This is a genomic window from Pseudooceanicola sediminis (assembly GCF_003575965.1).
GTDB lineage: Bacteria > Pseudomonadota > Alphaproteobacteria > Rhodobacterales > Rhodobacteraceae > Pseudooceanicola > Pseudooceanicola sediminis.
In genome coordinates this window covers 53,807-71,581 of sequence record NZ_QWJJ01000006.1, presented here as the reverse complement: position 1 = coordinate 71,581, position 17,775 = coordinate 53,807, and the positions used below count along the sequence as shown (strand labels likewise).

Below are 17,775 nucleotides of genomic sequence, written 5' to 3'. Positions count from 1 at the left end.
TTTCAGGGGCAGCGTGCGGGGCTAACAAGGCGGCCTGACGCCCCCTGAGACGGAACGACATGCCATGCCGCTGAACGATCATCCGCTACGCTATCCCCTGGTCAACGAACTGCACGCGCGGCCCTTTCCGACGCTGAAATCGCCGTGCAGCGTCGCGTTTCTGGCGTTGAAAGCCGAAGGCCCGGTGGCGGCGCGCAACCGCGCGGCCGAGCGGGCACACCTGATCGACCTGCTGGACCGGCACGGCGCGGCGCACCCGCAGCCCGGCGCGACCCATTGGTCGGGCGAGATCGGGCGGCACATGCTGAAATGGGAAAGCCATACCGAGTTCGTGACCTATACGGTGTTCAGCGATGGCGTGCCGGAACGTCCCTTCGATCCGGCGTCCTTCGATGTCTTTCCGCAGGACTGGCTGGAGCAGGCGCCGGGGCGGCGCGTTACCTCGATCCTGTTGCGGGTGGAGCCGAGCCGGGGCGAGGACGAGGTGCATGATCAGATCGAGGATTGGTTCGTCGGGGAAAGCCTGGCGATTGCCCATGCGATCGAGCGCGACGCGATCATCGCGGGGGATTTCCGCATCGATCCTGCGGGTCATGCGCGGTTTTCAGTCTTTACCAACGATGGCATCGGCACCCGGCGGATCGGGCGGGTGGTCCAGCGGCTGTGCGAAATCGAAACCTATCGCGCCATGTCGATGCTGGGGCTGGCGCGGGTGCGTGCGCTGGAACCTGACATGGCGCGGATCGACGCGGAGCTGACCCGGCTGATCGGCACGATGCGCGATGATGCGACCCGGTCGGAGGATACGCTGGCGGGGCTGCTGAGCGTATCGGCAGAGCTGGAGGACATTGCCGCGCAGGCCGCCTATCGGCTGGCGGCGACAAAGGCGTATGAGGCGATCCTGCGCGAACGGGTGGCGATGCTGCGCGAGGAACGGTTTCGCGGGCGGCAGACCTTTGGCGAATTCATGATGCGGCGCTACGATCCGGCCATGCGCACCGTGCGCGCGGCCGAGGCGCGGCTGGCGGCAATGTCGGCCCGGGCGATCCGGGTGGGCGAGTTGCTGCGCACGCGGGTGGACGTCGAGCGCAGTGCCCAGAATCAGGCGCTGCTGGCCAGCATGGACCAGCGCGCCGATGCGCAGTTGCGCCTGCAACAGACGGTCGAGGGGCTGTCGGTGGTGGCGATCAGCTATTACGCCGTGTCGCTGGTGGGGTATCTGTCCTATCCACTGGCCGATGCGGCGCATCTGAGCAAGGGGATGCTGCTGGCGATGGTCACGCCCCTTGTCGTGCTGGTGGTGTGGTGGATGATCCGCCGCATTCGCAAGAGGCTGCACTGAGGCCGGTCATTTGCCGGTCATTTGCCGGGCGGCACCCGCCGGGGATGCCCGGCAAAGGTGACCAGCAGGGCGGCGGCGGTGATGGCGACGACCCCGACAAGGCCCAGCGGGCCGGGAAAGGTGGCAAACAGGATCAGGTCGAACCCGAGCGCCCAGATCAGCCCGGTAAAGTCGAAGGGCGCCAGCGTGCTGACCGGCGCGCGGGCCGTCGCCTCGTTCGAGACGATGTGCCCGATACCGCCGAGCAGCCCGGCGAGGATCAGCCAGGTGTAATGTGTGCCGTTCAGGGCGACCCAGCCGAAGGGCAGGGTGGCAAGACCGACGAGGGCCGCGACCACGGCAAAGTAGAAGGCGATGGTCGAGGAGGATTCGGTCACCGTCATCCGCTTGGTATGGACCCGCACGAAGGCCATCGTCAGCGCATAGGCGAGGCCTGCGGCGACGCCGATCAGCGCGCCGTCACCGGGCATTTCCAGGGCCTCCCACAGCAGGGCGACGACGCCTGCAAAGCCGAAGGCGACGGCGGCGATTATCGCGGGCGAGAGTTTTTCGCGCAGCAGGATGGCGGCCATCGGCAGGCTGAGGACCGGAGCGAGATAGGCCAGCGCCTGTGCATTGGCGACGGGCAGATAGGCCAGCGACACAAAGGACAGCGCCATGGAAAATGCGCCGAGCATCCCGCGTGTGACATGCAGGCGGGGATAGCGGCTGTGCAGGGCGGCGGGGAAATTGCCGTGCCACGCCATGTAGCCCAGGATCGGGATCAGCGCGACGGCCGAGCGCCAGAACATGATTTGCCCGACCGGGACGGTGGCGGCGACGCCGTGAACGGCAGCGGACATGGCGGTGATCAGGAAGGCCGAGGTCAGGCGCAGCGCGATCCCGGCGTAATAGGCGCGGTGGGACATGGGGTCTTTCGGTAGGTGATCCCCGCGGCGCGGTGGCCGCGGGGGTGTCTTGCGCCGGACCTTAGCGGCCGCGGATGCGCGGGTCGAGGGCGTCGCGCAGCCCGTCCCCGAGGTAGTTCACCGACAGGACGGTCAGCGAGATGGCGATGCCGGGCATGACCACGCGTTCGGGGTTTTGCTGCATGTAGTCGACGGCATCGAACAGCAGCCGCCCCCAGGTCGGAAAGTCCGGCGGAAAGCCGAGGCCGAGGAAGGACAGCGCGCTTTCGGTGATGATCGCGTTGGCGATGCCCAGCGTGGCCGAGACGACGATGGGCGAGATCACGTTGGGCAGGATGTGCCGCAGGATCATCATCAGGTTCGTGGTGCCGATGGAGCGCGCGGCCAGCACGAACTCGCGCTCCTTCAGGGCCAGCACGTCGCCGCGCACGATGCGCGCCGTCGGCATCCAGGAGGTGACGCCGATGGCGGTGACGATCAGGATGAAGATCCCCGTCTCGATGCCGAAGGCGGCCGACAGCGGTTCGCGGAACAGCAGGACCATGACCAGCAGCAAGGGCAGCAGGGGCAGCGCCAGGAACAGGTCGGTCATCCGCATCAGGATGTTGTCGAGCCGACGGAAATAGCCCGCCAGGATCCCGATGAGCGAGCCGAGGACCAGCGCCAGCAGCATCGCGGTGATGCCGACGGCGAGGGAGACCTGACCACCGGCCATCAGGCGGGCCATCATGTCGCGCCCCAGCTGGTCGGTGCCGAAGGGGTGCGCCCAGCTGGGGCCGTTGTTGCGGGCGCGAAAGTCGATCTTGGCCGGGTCGAGATCCCACAGGTAGGGGCCGAGGAAAACCGCCAGCACGATGAACAGGAAGACGATGCCGCCGGCCATCGCGCCCTTGTGGTGGCGGAACTGGTGCCAGACATCGAGCCATTGGCTGCGGGGCGGGGCCGAGGGCATGGGCTGCGGGATGACGCCCCCGGCAAGGGTGGCGCCGCCGGTTTCGACGACGGGTTCGTTTTCGGGGGTGTGTGTCGGCTCAGTCATAGCGGATCCGTGGGTCGAGGATGCCGTAGAGGACGTCGGCAATCAGGTTGAAGAGCACGATCAGGACCGCGAAGATGAAGGTCAGCGTCTGCACCATCGGCAGGTCGTTCGCCTCGATCGCGCCGATCAGCAGCTGGCCGAGGCCGTTCACCTTGAAGACCTGTTCGGTGATGATGGCCCCGCCAAAGACCTGCGGCACGCCGAGCGCGATGACCGTCACGACCGGGATCAGCGAGTTGCGCAGCACATGCACCATGACGACGGCGCGTTCACCGACGCCCTTGGCGCGGGCCGTGCGCACGTAATCCTGGTTGAGGTTGTCGAGCATCGAGGCCCGCATGAACCGCGAGATCTGCGCGGCGTTATAGAGCGCAAGCACGGTCACCGGCATCGCCATCTGGCGGATCTGCTGGCCAAAGCTGGCCCAGTCGGTGACCTGGAGCGTGGTGTCGTAGATCGAGGGAAACCACCAGAAGCTGTCGCGGTCCATGTTGACCGAGAAGATCACGATCAGCAGCACGCCGGTAAAGAAGGTGGGCACCGAAAAGCCGATCATCGCGATGAAAGTGCCGAGCTGATCGAAGATCGAATACTGCCGGTAGGCCGAATAGATGCCGATGGGCAGGGCGATCAGGATGCCGACGAGGTACGACATGCCGACAACCCACAGGGTCTGGGGCATCCGCTGGACCACGATGTCCATCACCGGGGACCGGGTCTGCCAGGACAGGACGCGCAGCTTGCCGTCGGCCAGGTGGGTGCCAAAGACATTGTCGATGAAGACCTGGGGTTCGATCCAGAAGAACTGCACGATCCATTTCCAGAATTGCACATGGATCGGCTCGCCCAGGCCGAGGGCCTCGCGCATGCGTTCCTTGACTTCGGGGGGCACGGTCAGGGGAACCTGTGCCATCGGGTCGCCGGGGGCGAGCTGCAACAGCCCGAAAATCACGACGGCGATGAATAGCAGGGTGGGGACGGCGATGATGAGCCGTCGGATGGTGAATGTCAGCATGGGGTGTCCCGGGGGTCAGGAGTGAACTGTCGCGCCGTGACCTGAAGTCAGAGGAGGCAGGTCAGGCAAAAGTGCTCCGCTGCGCAGAATCCGGTGCCGGACACGCGGCCCGGCACCAGTACGCAAGATCCGGGGCCGGGCGCAGGGCCCGACCCCGGGGATGGATCACTCCTTGATCCGGTACCAGTCGGCAACGTTCCAAAGCTCGCTGTCCCAGGTGTTGAGCGCCACGCCACCGAGCGTGTTGGAGTGCGCCGAGACGCGGCCACGGTCGACCAGCGGGACGATGGTGTAGGTGTCCTTGGTCAGCATCTCGTTCAGCTTCTTGGCGATTTCGCCGCGCTTGTCGAGTTCGCCAGTCTTTGCCAGCTCATCCAGCATGGCATCATAGGCGGGATCGCAGAAGCGGTTGATGTTTTCGCCCTGCCACTGCGAAGACGGCTTGGGTTCGTTGCCGCAGCGATACTGGGCCAGGTAGGCCTGCGGATCGGTGCCGTCGAAGTTGTTGGCGTACATTTCGACATCGGCATAGAACTTCTGGAAGGTATCGGGCGAGCCGGGATCGCCGCCGAAGAAGACCGAGGCCGAGACGTTGCGCAGTTCGGTTTCGACGCCGATTTCACCCCACCATGCCTTGATCGCGTCCTGGAAGTTCTGGCGCACGGCGTTGGTCGAGGATTGGAACAGCAGGCTGAGCTTCTTGCCGTCCTTGTCGCGGATGCCGTCACCGTCGGTGTCGGTCCAGCCGGCTTCGTCCAGCAGCGCCTTGGCGCCTTCGATGTCCTGCGGGATGCATTCCTTGTTGGGCGAGGCGTACATTTCCGGTGCGGGCACCAGGTTGCAGGTCGGGCGACCCGCCTGACCGTAGCCGATTTCGACGAGGATCTCGCGGTCGATGGCCATCGACAGGGCCTTGCGCACGTTCAGGTCCGACAGGATCGGGTGCGGTGCATCGACCGTGGCGCGGGTTTCGGGGGGCAGATCGGGCGAGGGGTCGGTCAGGTTCATCTCGATCCGTTCGACCAGCGTGCCGAAGGCCGCGACGGTTTCACCCTTGCCGCCCTGCGCCATCTGTTCCAGCACCTCGGGGGCCAGTTGCAGGTTCCAGGCGTAATCGAATTCGCCGGTTTCCAGCACGGCACGACCCGCCGCAGTGGCATCGCCGCCGCCCTTGAAGGTCATGGTGGCGAACGCGGGTTTCGCCGCATCGCGGTAGTTGGGGTTGGCCGAGAGGGAAATCACGTCGTTCGGCTTGAATTCGTCGACGACGAAGGGGCCGGTGCCGATGGGGTTGAAGTTCGCCTCGGTGCATTCGGCGGCGCGTCCGCCGGTGCAATCCTTGAACTGGGCCTTCTGGAGGATCGGGGACTGGCCGCCCATGAACGCGCCATAGGGGTTGGGCTGCGGCGTGGCGAAGGTGACCTTGACGGTCAGGTCATCGACCGCTTCGACCGTCTTGATGCCGTTGAATTTCGACAGCTGCGCGCAGCCGCCCTGCGGGTCCATGCAGTATTCGGCGGTAAAGACGACATCTTCGGAGGTGAGGGGGGTGCCGTCAGACCACAGGAGATCCGGTTTGATCTTCCAGGTGATCGAGGTCAGATCCTCGGAGACGCCGCCATTTTCGACCGTCGGGATTTCGGTCGCGAGAAAGGGCACCAGGTTGCCGTCGGGGTCATAGCGGCCAAGGGGTTCGAGGATGATCGAGGAGCTTTCGATGTCCTTGGTCCCGCCGGACAGGTAGGGGTTCAGGATCGAGGGCGCCTGCCAGTAGATGACGTTGACGTGGCCATCGGCGCCGCGTTCCGCCATCGCCGCCGGGGCCATGGCGAATGCAGCCGCCGCCCCCAGCAAAATGGTTTTCAGTTTCATAGATATCTCCCAGTTGGATGCCCGGCCTTTTTTCGGACCGGTTGTTGTCGCAGGGTGCCATGCGGAGTGCCGGGTGATGGCGCAACCGTGCGTCGTGCACGGCCTGTGCCGCACCGACCCCCGCGGGTGAAGGCATCGAAAAGCGGATTCGTTCAAATTGCAAGCCTTCGCCGCCGCTGACGCAGAGGGAAGGCCCGGTCAGCCGGACCGGCGTTTGACATTTTGGCGAAACCGTCTGTAGCGTCGGGCAACATTCACTCTTTCAGGTTGGTACATGCTGGACACGTCGCCCCCCCCGAGCCCGACAGCGCAGCCCGACACCGGGCATATCGCCCGTATCGAGAACCTGCGGGTGTCCTTTCAGACAAAGGACGGGCCGGTGGTCGGGGTCGAGGACATCTCCTTTACCATCAACCCCGGTGAAACCGTCTGCGTCGTGGGCGAATCCGGGTCGGGCAAGTCTGTGTCGTCTCTGTCGCTGATGCGGCTGGTGGAATATGGCGGCGGCGAGATTTCGGGCGGGCGCCTCATTTTTGATCGCAAGGGCGGGGGTGAGGTGGATCTGGCGCAGGCCGATCAGGGGTTGATGCGCACGATCCGGGGCAATGAGATCGGAATGATCTTTCAGGAGCCGATGACGGCGCTGAACCCGGTCTTCACCATCGGGCGGCAATTGTCCGAAGGGCTGATCCTGCACAAGGGGATGAACCGCAAGGCCGCGATGAAACGGGCGGTGGAGCTGCTGCGAGAGGTCCGCATCCCCGAACCGGAGCGGCGGATCAAGCAGTACCCGCATGAGCTGTCGGGAGGGATGCGTCAGCGCGTCGTCATCGCCATGGCCCTGGCGTGCGAGCCGCGCCTGCTGATCGCGGATGAGCCGACGACCGCCCTGGACGTGACCATCCAGGCCGAGATCCTGGCCCTGATGGACCGGCTGAAACGCGAGACGGGCACCGCCGTGATGTTCATCACGCACGACATGGCCGTGGTGGCGCAGATGGCCGACCGCGTGGTCGTGATGTTCCGGGGCAACAAGGTCGAGGAAGGCCCGGTGGAGCAGATATTCCACGCTCCGGTGCATGATTATACCAAGGCGCTGCTGGCAGCGGTGCCCAAGCTGGGCGACATGACCGGCAAGGATTTCCCCGAACCGATGAAGCTGTTCGGCGTCGAAGGGCAGGACATCGCGCCGATCCGCGGCAGCGACGAGGTGCTGCTGAGCGTGCGCAACCTGACCACGCGCTTTCCCGTCAAGGGCGGCGTGCTGCGCCGGACCGTCGCCAACGTGCACGCGGTGGAGGATATCTCGTTCGACATCAACAAGGGCCAGACGCTGAGCCTGGTGGGCGAGTCGGGTTGTGGAAAATCCACCGCCGGGCGGTCGCTGCTGCGGCTGATCGAGCCGCTGTCGGGGCAGGTCGAACTGGGCGGCACAGACATCATCGCGCTGAACCAGGGCGATCTGCGTCGGGCGCGTCTGGACATGCAGATGATCTTTCAGGATCCCTTTGCCAGCCTGAACCCGCAGATGCAGCTGTCCGATCAGGTGGCCGAACCGATGCGAAACTACGGCACGCTGAAGGGGCGCGCCATGCAGGAGCGGATCGAGATGCTGTTCGACCGGGTCGAGCTGCCGCGCAGCTTCATGCGGCGATATCCGCATGAGCTGTCGGGCGGCCAGCGTCAGAGGGTGGCCATTGCCCGCGCGCTGGCGCTGAACCCCAAGTTGATCGTGTCGGATGAATCCGTCAGTGCCCTGGATGTATCGGTCCAGGCGCAGGTGCTGAACCTGATGATGGAATTGCAGGCCGAGCTGGGCCTGTCCTTTCTGTTCATCAGTCATGACATGGCGGTCGTTGAACGGGTCAGCCACCGCGTCGGGGTCATGTACCTGGGGCGGATCGTCGAGATCGGCAGCCGCCGCGCGATCTTTGAGGACCCGCGCCACCCCTATACGCAGGCGCTGATGCAGGCTGTGCCGATTGCCGATCCGACCCGCCGCAAGAGCGAGCATGAGCTGAACTTCAAGCCGATCCCGTCACCGATACACGATCTGGATTATCAGCCCGAACCGTCGGTCTATCAGAAGGTGGGCGAGGATCACTATCTGCTGGTGACAGACAGCGGGTACTGAGCGGAACGGCGTCCGCTGCCGTGCTGTCGTGGCGTCCTTTTGCCCCGCAAGTGTGCACAGGTCCGGCGCGGGTGCGCCCGGCCTTGGCTGCACCTTGCAGCGGGCCGGTGATGGGGCCAGAACGGTGCGGTGGTGCTGCGGTGCGTCGCCGGGTTTGCAAAAGATGCCGGTGTGTTCGGCGTGATGCCGCATTGCGGCGCCTCTTTCCATCGCGTTCGACGGAAGGAAGCCAATTGAAAGAAGACAGAAGATGAGCTCTCGCCTCAGTCCCCTCGAGATCATGCAGACCCTTGTGGCATTTCCCACCGTCAGCCGGGACAGCAACCTTGCGCTGATCGACTGGGTTCAGGACTATCTGGAGGAACACGGCGTCACCTGCGTGCGTCACCTGCACCCGAGCGAACCCAAGGCCGGTCTGATGGCCCATGCCGGGCCGATGGAGGAGGGCGCGGTGGTGCTGTCGGGCCATACGGACGTTGTGCCCGTCGACGGGCAGGCGTGGTCCAGCGATCCCTTTAAGGTGGTGGAGCGGGACGGCAAGTATTTCGGGCGCGGCTGCGTCGACATGAAATCCTTTGACGCGCTGGCCATCTGGGCGCTGGCCGAAGGCGCGGGCCGCGATCTGGCGCGCCCCGTTCAGATCGCACTGACCTATGACGAGGAGATCGGCGTGATCGGCGCCGACCCGTTGCTGCGCGATGTCGCGGACAAGCTGCCGCGGGGGCGGGTCGCGATCATTGGCGAGCCGTCGATGATGCAGCCGGTGACCGGGCACAAGGCGGGTATCGCCTTTGACACCATCGTGCACGGGTTCGAGGTGCATTCCTCGCTGTCGCACACCGGGGTGTCGGCCATCATGGAGGGGGCCAAGCTGATCACTTGGGCCAACGGCGTCAACGACGCGAACATGGCCAAGGGGGCAGAGGGCACCGATGCGCTGTTCAATCCACCCTGGACCAATGCCCACGTCGGCATGATCGAAGGTGGCACCGCCCATAACATCACCGCCAAGCGCTGCGAATTCGTGATGTCGTTCCGCTGTGTGCCGGGCGAAGACCCGCAGATATACGAAGATGCGTACCGCGCCGAGGTGGCGCGCGTGGAGGCCGCGATGCAGGCGATCCGCCCCGAGACCTTTATCGAGATCCAGCCCAAGTTCATGGCCCCCGGTCTTGCCCCCGAGGTGAACGGCGCGGCCGAGGAGCTGGCGCGGCGGCTGACCGGTGACAATGGCACCCATGTCGTCAGCTATGGCACCGAGGCCGGGCATTTCCAGAACCACGGCTATTCGGCGGTGGTCTGCGGCCCCGGCGACATTGCGCAGGCGCATCAGCCTGACGAATATATCACCGTGGCGCAGTTCGAGGCGGGTCATGATTTCATGCGCCGGTTGCTCGACCTGCTGGCAGAGGGCTGAGCCATGCCGGTGCGCAACCGTATCGCAGAGATGCAGGTCGAGATCGCCGGGTGGCGGCGCGATATCCATGCCCACCCCGAGCTGCGGTTCGAGGAGCATCGCACCGCCGCCTTCGTGGCGGAAAAGCTGCGGGATTTCGGCTGTGACGAGGTGGTGACAGGACTGGGCGGCACCGGCGTGGTCGGGGTGATCAACGGCTCTGCCCCCGGTGGCTGCATCGGATTTCGCGCCGATATGGATGCGCTGCCTATTCTTGAGGCAACGGGGGTGGCGCATGCGTCGACCATTCCGGGCAGGATGCATGCCTGCGGCCATGACGGGCATACGGCGATGCTGCTGGGCGCGGCGAAATACCTGGGCGAGACGCGCCGTTTCGCAGGCCGGGTCGTGGTGATCTTTCAACCCGCCGAAGAGGGCGGTGGCGGTGCGGCGGCGATGCTGGCGGATGGGCTTCTTGACCGTTTCGGCATCGAGGAGGTTTACGGCATGCACAATTGGCCGGGGCTGGACGTGGGGCGGTTCACCATGCGCAAGGGTGCGCAGTTCGCCGCGCCGGAACGGTTCGATATCCTTGTGACCGGCAAGGGCGGCCACGCCGCGATGCCGCACAAGGGCACGGATACCACCCTGGCGGCGGCGCATATCCTGACGGCGTTGCAGAGCATTGCCGCGCGCAATGCCGATCCGGTCGATCCCGTGGTGATCTCGGTCTGCGGGTTTCGCACCGAGACCGACACCTATAACGTCATTCCCGGTACGGTGACCCTCAAGGGGACCTTTCGCGCCATGAATATGGACGTGCAGGCGATGCTTCGCAAACGGATCGAGGCGCTGGCGCAGGCCACCGCCGCGGCGTTCGGCGCCAGCGCCGCGCTGACTTTCCTGCCCGGCCCGCCGGTGCTGGTGAACGATGCGCAGGCAGTCGATCATGCGGTGGCGGCGGCCGGGCGCGTGTCGCGCGCCGATACCGATCTGGCGCCTGTGATGGGGGCCGACGACTTTGCCGAGATGCTGCGCCAGCGCCCCGGTGCCTATGTTCTGGTCGGCAATGGCGCCAGCGCCGACCTGCATCACCCGAGTTACGAATTCAACGACGCGGTCATCCCCTATGGTTGCAGCTGGCTGGCCGAGATGGCCGAAAGCCGGTTGCCGCTGCGCGCCTGAGCGGCGCGGGATCACCCACACCCCAAGGAGCACGACATGCCGATCAAGAACCGTTTCGCAGAGCTTCACGGCGACATCACCAAGTGGCGCCGGGATCTGCACGAAAACCCCGAGATCCTGTTCGAGACACATCGCACATCTGCCCTGGTGGCTGAAAAGCTGCGGGCGTTCGGCTGTGACGAGGTGGTCACGGGGATCGGGCGGACGGGTGTCGTGGGCGTCATCAGGGGCCGCAGCGACAGCGCGGGCAAGGTCATCGGGTTGCGCGCGGACATGGACGCGCTGCCGATCCATGAGACGACCGGGCTGGAATATGCCAGCAAGACACCGGGTGCGATGCATGCCTGCGGCCATGACGGGCATACCGCGATGCTGCTGGGCGCCGCGCAATATCTGGCCGAGACCCGCAATTTCGACGGCACCGCCGTGGTGATCTTTCAGCCTGCCGAAGAGGGTGGCGGCGGCGGTCGCGAGATGTGCGAGGACGGGATGATGGAGCGCTTTGGCATCCAGGAGGTCTATGGCATGCATAACTGGCCGGGGATGCCCGCGGGCAGTTTCGGCATCCGGCCCGGCGCCTTCTTTGCCGCCACCGATCAGTTCGAGGTCAAGGTGAAGGGGCGGGGGGGCCATGCCGCCAAGCCGATGCAGACGATCGACCCGATCGTCGCGGCCGCGCAGATCGTGACCGCCTTGCAGAGCATCGTCAGCCGCAATGCCGACCCGGTCGAGCGCATCGTCGTCTCGGTCACCTCGTTCGAAAGCGCCTCCAAGGCGTTCAACGTCATTCCCGGCCATGTCACCCTGCGCGGCACCATTCGCACGATGAGCGCCGAGGGGCGCAAGTTGGGCGAGGACCGCATGAAGGCGATCACCACCGCGACCGCCGAGGCCTTTGGCGCGGTGGCCGAGATCACCTGGCTGCCGGGCTATCCTGCGATGGTGAACAGCGAGGAGCAGACCGAATTTGCCGCAGAGGTCGCCAGTTCGGTCGCAGGGGACTGCGCGGCCGCCGAGATCACCATGGGGGGCGAGGATTTCGCCTATATGCTGGAAGAGCGCCCCGGCGCCTATATCCTGGTGGGCAATGGAGACAGCGCCGATGTGCACAACGCCGACTACAACTTCAACGACGAGGTGATCCCGGCAGGGTGTTCCTGGTGGGCGGGGATCGTCGAGCAGCGGATGCCCGTCGCGTAAGCGACTATCCCGTGGAGACGCGTAAGCGACCGTCATGTGGAGACGCGTAGGCGCGGATGCTGTGTGGACGCGTAGGCGCCTTTGTAGAGGCGTAGGCGACCGTCATGTCTGAAGGCGTAGGCGGCTTAGATACGCCGAGGGGCAGACGACCGCGAGGGCGTTTAGGGGGTGATATGTGGCCCGCGTTTCAAAGGATCGCCGCGGGCGGCGATGCCTCCGGCGGGGATACTTGAAACAGGGAAACAACAGGCGCGTGGCGGGGCTGCGTGCCTTTTGTCATGTGGCGAGCAGCTGTCGGTAGATCGTCGTGATGGCGGCGGCCTCTTGTGCGATGCGGTAGTGGCCGTCGGCATGGGCGCGCGCATTGCGTGCCCAGGCGGCGCGTTTGTCGGCGTCGTCGAGCAGGGCGGCGGTCGCGTCGGTCATCGCGTCGAGGTCCTCGATCCCGACGAGGGTGCCGGTGCTGCCGTCCTGCACCAGTTCCTCGAAGGCGCCGGCGCGGGTGGCGACGACGGGAACGGCACAGGCCATGGCCTCGAGCGGGGTGAGGCCGAAGCCTTCCCAGCGTTGCGGCGCGACGTAGAGATCGAGCGCCTTGAACCAGCGCGAGATGTCCCAGTGCGGGTCTTCGGGCAGGAAGAGGAAGCGGTCGGTGAGGCCCGCCGCCGCGACCCGTGCGACGAGGTCGGCGTGGAAATCGCGGTTCTTGTCGGTGACGCCGCCCATCATCACGGCCGTGACGCCGGGCCGCGAGGGCAGCAGTCGCAGCATCAGGTCGGTGAAGAGGTCATTGCCCTTTTGCGGACGGATGCGGCCGAAGCAGCCGACGAGGACCTGGTCGATGGGCAGGTTGAGCGCGGCGCGCAGGGCGGTCTTGTCCTGCGACGGGCTGAAGAGTTCCGTGTCGATCCCGTGGTGGATGACGGTGGCGGGTACCTCGAGGAATGCGGCGGAGCGGGCGGAGGTGGCGATCACCGCATCCATCTGGCGGATCATCCATCTGGTGAAGCCGGTGTGATGGCGCTGCGCGGCGGAGGTGAACAGCAGTTTCAGCCGCTTGCGGAAGATCCGTTTGAGCGCGATTCCGACCAGCATTTCGTTGTTGCGTCTGGCGTGCCAGACCCGCGCCCCCGAGGGGCCTTGGCGGGACATGGTAAAGAGGGCGGAGACGGGCACCTGCGGCACGCCTTCGGGGATATTCGGGCCGGCACTGGCGATGGCGATGTCGCGCGCCTGTAGTGGCACCAGCCGGAACACGGTCGAGGTGACGCCGGACATGCGTTTCTTGAAGTTCGGCGCGATGACGTCGAGGCCTGCGGTATCGGACGGCATGGGGCGGCTCCGTATTCGTGAGTGTGGGCTGGGTCTTGTTCTGGGGCTGGGTCTGGGGCTGGGTCTGAGGCTGGGGCAGCACTACACCGTTCGGGGGGGCGCGGAAAGCGGCAGCGCGATGGCCTCGAGCAGTTCGTCGGCCACCTGGGCGAGGGTTTCGCCCTGCGAGTGAGAGATGGCACGGGCGGCAGCGCCCATGCGCGCGATCTGCGCAGGGTCCCCAAGCAGCTGCGTCAGGCAGGTGGCAAGGGCCGTGGCGTCGGATACCGCGCGGGCGGCCCCCGCGGCGTCGAACCGGGCATAGGTTTCGCTGAAATTGGCGACATGCGGGCCGTGCAGCACCGGTGTTGCGAAGGCGGCGGGTTCATAGGGGGTATGGCCGCCGGCCTTGCCGAAGGAGCCGCCCAGGAAAACCAGCGGGGCGAGGGCATACCACAGGCCGGTTTCCCCAAGGGTATCCGCGAGGTAGACCTCGGCCGTGCCGGGGGTGGCGCCCTGGGTGCGGCGCGCGAAGCCCAGGCCGCGGTCGCTGATCAGGCGAGCGATCGCATCCGCGCGGGTGGGGTGGCGCGGCACCAGGATCAGACGCAGGCCGGGCAGGGTGGTGCGGGCCGCGAGGTGGGCGTCGAGGATCTGTTCCTCCTCGCCCTCGTGCGTCGAGACGGCCGCCCAGAGCGGGCCGGGAAACGCCGCGCGCATCCGTGCAAGGGCGTCTTGATCCACGGGCGGGGGCAGGATCATCGCCTTGAGATTGGGGCCCTGCGCGACGGTGTCGGCGCGCGCGCCGAGCGCAAGCAGCCCGTCGCAGGTGGCGCGATCCTGGGTGCGGATCAGGCAGAACTGGTCCGCGAGAAAGCGGAAGGTTTCGTCGAAACGGCGCCAGTTGCGCAGAGAACCACGGGACAGGCGGGCGTTCAGCAGGGCCAGGGGGATGCCGCGTGCGCGGGCGGCGACGATCGTCTGCGGCCACAGTTCGCTTTCGACGAAGATACCCGCGTCGGGCTGCCAGTGGTCGAAGAATCGCCGAACCGGGCCGGCAGCATCGAGTGGGGCGAACTGGTGTTGGCAGCGCGCGGGCAGGCGCGATGCCAGGACCGTGGCCGAGGCCGCGGTGCCGGATGTGATCAGCGCGTGGGCGTCAGGGCGCATGTCCAGCAGGCGTTGCACGAGCGCGAGGACCGAGACACTTTCGCCGACGCTGGCGGCGTGGAACCACAGCAACGTGCCGTCCGGGCGCGCCTGGGTGGCATGGCCGAGGCGTTCGCGCTGGCGGTCGGGCGTGATGCCTTCGGCGCCGAGTTTCCGGGACACGCGCCGCCACAGCAGCGGCATCGCCGCCTGTGCCACCAGTCGGTAGAGGTGATAGAACGGCGTCGCCTGCGCCTGTGGGCGCGTCATCAGCCGCCCGTATGGCTCATGTGGCGCGAAACCTGGCCATCGGCGCGCTGGCGTGAATAATCGAAATCGTGCCCCTTGGGCTTGTGCGAGATCGCATCGCGGATCGCTTGTTCCAGGGGCGCGTCGTTGCCGGGGAAATTTCGCAGGGCCGGGCGCAGGTCTGCCATGTCCTCTTGCCCGAGGCACATGTAGAGTTCGCCGGTGCAGGTCATGCGGACGCGGTTGCAGCTTTCGCAGAAATTGTGGCTGAGCGGGGTGATGAAGCCGATCTTCTGGCCCGTCTCCTCGACCCGGACATAGCGCGCGGGACCACCCGAGCTTTCGGTAAGATCGCGCAGGCGATAACGGGTTTCCAGCAGGGCGCGGACGTCGCGCATCGACCAGTACTGGCCGACGCGATCCTCGTTGCCGATATCGCCCATGGGCATGACCTCGATCCAGGTCAGATCCATGCCACGGGCCGCGCAGAATTCGGCCAGGGTGAACAGTTCGTCTTCGTTGAAGCCCTTGAGGGCGACGGCGTTCAGTTTCACCCTGAGGCCGGCGGCCTGGGCCGCATCCAGCCCGCGCAGCACCTGCGGCAGCCGACCCCACCGGGTGACGCGGGCGAATTTCTCTTCGTCCAGGGTATCGAGCGAGACGTTGATGCGGCGCACGCCGGCAGCGGCGAGATCGGCGGCATAGCGTTCGAGCTGGCTGCCGTTGGTCGTCAGCGTCAGTTCCCTGAGAGCGCCGCTTTCGAGATGGCGCGACATGGCGCGGAAAAACGTCATGATGTCGCGACGCACCAGAGGTTCGCCGCCGGTAATGCGCAGCTTCTTGACGCCCAGCCCGATGAAGGTGGAACACATCCTGTCGAGTTCCTCGAGCGTGAGCAGGTCCTTCTTGGGCAGAAAGGTCATGTTTTCGGACATGCAGTAGACACAGCGGAAATCGCATCGGTCGGTGACCGAGACACGCAGGTAATCTATCGCACGTTGAAAGGGATCGATCAGGGGGGCTGTCATGGCATCGAACCTATTGCGGCGGGCAGGCTGCGACAAGGGCCGCCCTTCATCTTTGTGTGATTGAAGCGGGCGGAGATCGACCTAAACTGATCGGCATGAAAGCCATTTCCCTGATCCTGTCGATCCCCGCCCTTGCCATCACCCTTGCCGGGTGCACCCAGATCCAGCCAACAGCGACGCCCCGTCCCGATGCGGCGCCCATCGATACCGGGGCCACGGCCGAGGCCGAGATCCTGCCGGCAAACGAGGCCGCAGTCTCCGTGCGCCCCCCCGAGGGCCCGAGCAAGGGGCGTACGGTCGCCACGCTGGGCGCGGCGGGAGAGCCGGGGCTGTGGCTGAAGACGCCGATGGTCACCAGCGTGCAGAAGGGCCGGATCACGGCCATCGAGACCGGCACCACCATCACCGCCCAGCTGATCCCGATCAATGGGCCGGAAACAGCCGGATCGCGCCTGTCGCTGATGGCGATGCAGGCGCTTGGGGTGCCGCTGACCGGGTTGATCGAGATCGACGTCTACCCGGGCGGCTGAGCGCATTTGGGCGGCCGGTCCCTGGCGGGTCCCTGGCCGGTTCTGGCCGGTGCTCGCCATAGCCATCCGGGGCAGGGCAGCAGGATGGGTTGCCCCGCCCTTGACCCGGGCCGTTTCGCCGTGACGTTGCCTGCCGCGGCGCCCGTCACGCCGCCGCCCGCGTGCGCTAGAGGTATTTGCCGGCTTCCTTGCGGGCAAATCCGCGCATGTCCTCGCCGTGCCGATCAAGGAAGGCGCGCACCCGGTCGGGATCGTGTTTCGACAGGTCGCGCAGCCACCAGGCCACGGCCTTCTGGATGAACCATTGCGGATCGTCGACATAGCGCGCCGCCCAGCCGAGCACGCGTTCGCGCGCCGCGGCTTCCTCAGCGGAGGGGTGATTGAGGCGGGTCAGGCCGAGCGTCATCACGAGGGCGGAGCGGCGCGTCCACATGTGCGGGGACTCGGTCCAGTATTCCACGTGATCGAGGCGTGACAGGTCGGCCATGATGCGCCGTTCGCCCGCCTTGGACACGTGGTCGGCAATCGCCCAGGAATCGAAATCGGCAATCCAGGAACACAGCAGGTGCCAGACCGGCTGATCCGAGGGGCGGATGCGCGCCTGCGTCAGCAGCTTGGCGGCGACGATGCGGGCCTCGTGGATGTCGGTCTGCCAGAGGTCGTCGGCCAGCGTCAGGCGGTCCTGCAAGGTCAGCGAACGGCGCCATTCGGTGGCCAGGTCGTTCAGGGCCGGGTTGGGCACACCCAGGTAGGGGCGCGGCACCTTGTGATAGGCCGCCGCGCTTTCGGCATGGCCGGGTTTTTCGTGGGTCTTGAGCGCGGTCAGCGCGTCTTCCAGTGTCATGCGTCAGGTCCGAGGTTGCCTGCGACGATGCCCGTGGGGGCGCCGTCCATGGTCAGTGTATTGCGGTCGCGCCAATAGTCGCGGACCTGGTCTTGCCCACGCGATTGCGCCCATTTGTCCAGCGTGTCGCGATCGCTGACGAAATCCATGAATGGCACGGCATAGCCGCAGGAGGTCTGGACCAGCGTGACGGTCAGGTCGTAGATCTGGCGCGCCTGAAAGGCCGGGACAAAGTGCGCGTCCAGCGCCGACCAATCGGGGTCGAGGCGGTGAATGGTTCGGGCCGTGCCGTAGCAGCGCAGGATCATCGGGCGCGTCGTGAAGGAACACCACATCAGCGTCATGCGGTTGCTTTGTGCAAGATGCCCGGCGGTTTCGTTGCCCGAGCCGGTCATGTTGCGCCAGATGATGCGGTTCGGCCCCAGCACGCGCAGGCTGTCCATGCCCTTGGGCGAGACGTTGACATAGCCGTCGGGGGCAGCTGTGCCGGTAAAGAACATGTGCTGTTCTTCGATGAAGCGTTGATGGGCGTCTTCGATCTGATCGAATTGCTTGGCCATGAGAGACTCCTGT

15 protein-coding genes are annotated in these 17,775 nt (G+C 65.9%); 6 read left to right on the top strand and 9 right to left on the bottom strand.

What is annotated here, in order from left to right; genetic code table 11:
* Positions 1-64 precede the first annotated feature (64 nt).
* Positions 65-1,342: a DUF3422 family protein gene (locus tag DL237_RS08140; RefSeq protein ID WP_119398560.1), complete on the top strand. Its 1,278-nt coding sequence runs from the start codon at positions 65-67 to the stop codon at positions 1,340-1,342.
* A gap of 17 nt (positions 1,343-1,359) precedes the next feature.
* Here the strand turns inward: DL237_RS08140 and DL237_RS08135 are convergent, their stop codons facing one another.
* From DL237_RS08135 to DL237_RS08120, 4 genes are all read right to left on the bottom strand, one after another.
* Complete coding sequence (locus DL237_RS08135) at positions 1,360-2,250, bottom strand: DMT family transporter (RefSeq protein ID WP_119398559.1); 891 nt, start codon at positions 2,248-2,250, stop codon at positions 1,360-1,362.
* Positions 2,251-2,311: 61 nt separating this feature from the next.
* Positions 2,312-3,202 (bottom strand): ABC transporter permease, encoded by an 891-nt coding sequence (locus DL237_RS08130; protein ID WP_233544916.1) that lies wholly within the window; start codon positions 3,200-3,202, stop codon positions 2,312-2,314.
* Between the two features lie 79 nt (positions 3,203-3,281).
* Positions 3,282-4,304, bottom strand: coding sequence for an ABC transporter permease (locus DL237_RS08125; protein WP_119398557.1), 1,023 nt, complete (start codon positions 4,302-4,304; stop codon positions 3,282-3,284).
* Between the two features lie 165 nt (positions 4,305-4,469).
* The gene (locus DL237_RS08120) at positions 4,470-6,176 is read right to left on the bottom strand and encodes a peptide ABC transporter substrate-binding protein (protein ID WP_119398556.1); all 1,707 of its coding nucleotides are present in this window, start codon (positions 6,174-6,176) and stop codon (positions 4,470-4,472) included.
* 274 nt (positions 6,177-6,450) lie between these two features.
* Between DL237_RS08120 and DL237_RS08115 the strand changes: the two genes are divergently transcribed.
* The 4 genes from DL237_RS08115 to DL237_RS08100 all read left to right on the top strand — a co-directional run bounded on the left by DL237_RS08115 (position 6,451) and on the right by DL237_RS08100 (position 12,091).
* Entirely contained in the window at positions 6,451-8,310 is a 1,860-nt protein-coding gene (locus DL237_RS08115) for an ABC transporter ATP-binding protein (protein WP_119398555.1), read from the top strand.
* A gap of 250 nt (positions 8,311-8,560) precedes the next feature.
* On the top strand, positions 8,561-9,727 hold the full coding sequence (gene argE / locus DL237_RS08110; RefSeq protein WP_119398554.1) for an acetylornithine deacetylase: 1,167 nt from the start codon (positions 8,561-8,563) through the stop codon (positions 9,725-9,727).
* A 3-nt stretch (positions 9,728-9,730) separates the two neighbouring features.
* A complete protein-coding gene (locus DL237_RS08105) occupies positions 9,731-10,891 on the top strand; it encodes an amidohydrolase (protein ID WP_119398553.1) in 1,161 nt (386 codons plus the stop codon).
* Positions 10,892-10,927: 36 nt separating this feature from the next.
* Positions 10,928-12,091, top strand: a complete 1,164-nt coding sequence (locus DL237_RS08100; RefSeq protein WP_119398552.1) for a M20 aminoacylase family protein — start codon at positions 10,928-10,930, stop codon at positions 12,089-12,091.
* A 276-nt stretch (positions 12,092-12,367) separates the two neighbouring features.
* Here the strand turns inward: DL237_RS08100 and DL237_RS08095 are convergent, their stop codons facing one another.
* From DL237_RS08095 to moaA, 3 genes are all read right to left on the bottom strand, one after another.
* The gene (locus DL237_RS08095) at positions 12,368-13,423 is read right to left on the bottom strand and encodes a glycosyltransferase family 4 protein (protein WP_119398551.1); all 1,056 of its coding nucleotides are present in this window, start codon (positions 13,421-13,423) and stop codon (positions 12,368-12,370) included.
* 81 nt (positions 13,424-13,504) lie between these two features.
* Positions 13,505-14,821 (bottom strand): 3-deoxy-D-manno-octulosonic acid transferase, encoded by a 1,317-nt coding sequence (locus DL237_RS08090; protein WP_119398550.1) that lies wholly within the window; start codon positions 14,819-14,821, stop codon positions 13,505-13,507.
* The gene (gene moaA, locus DL237_RS08085; RefSeq protein ID WP_119398716.1) at positions 14,821-15,828 is read right to left on the bottom strand and encodes a GTP 3',8-cyclase MoaA; all 1,008 of its coding nucleotides are present in this window, start codon (positions 15,826-15,828) and stop codon (positions 14,821-14,823) included. Before moaA ends, DL237_RS08090 begins: the two co-directional genes overlap by 1 nt.
* Before the next feature lie 95 nt (positions 15,829-15,923).
* On the opposite strand from moaA, the gene DL237_RS08080 reads away from it, so the two are divergent.
* Positions 15,924-16,358 (top strand): hypothetical protein, encoded by a 435-nt coding sequence (locus tag DL237_RS08080; protein ID WP_119398549.1) that lies wholly within the window; start codon positions 15,924-15,926, stop codon positions 16,356-16,358.
* A 166-nt stretch (positions 16,359-16,524) separates the two neighbouring features.
* On the opposite strand, the gene DL237_RS08075 is transcribed toward DL237_RS08080, so the two are convergent.
* The gene (locus DL237_RS08075; RefSeq protein ID WP_119398548.1) at positions 16,525-17,202 is read right to left on the bottom strand and encodes a DNA alkylation repair protein; all 678 of its coding nucleotides are present in this window, start codon (positions 17,200-17,202) and stop codon (positions 16,525-16,527) included.
* On the bottom strand, positions 17,199-17,762 hold the full coding sequence (locus DL237_RS08070) for a pyridoxamine 5'-phosphate oxidase family protein (protein ID WP_119398547.1): 564 nt from the start codon (positions 17,760-17,762) through the stop codon (positions 17,199-17,201). The genes DL237_RS08075 and DL237_RS08070 overlap by 4 nt, the downstream gene beginning before the upstream one ends.
* Positions 17,763-17,775 lie beyond the last annotated feature (13 nt).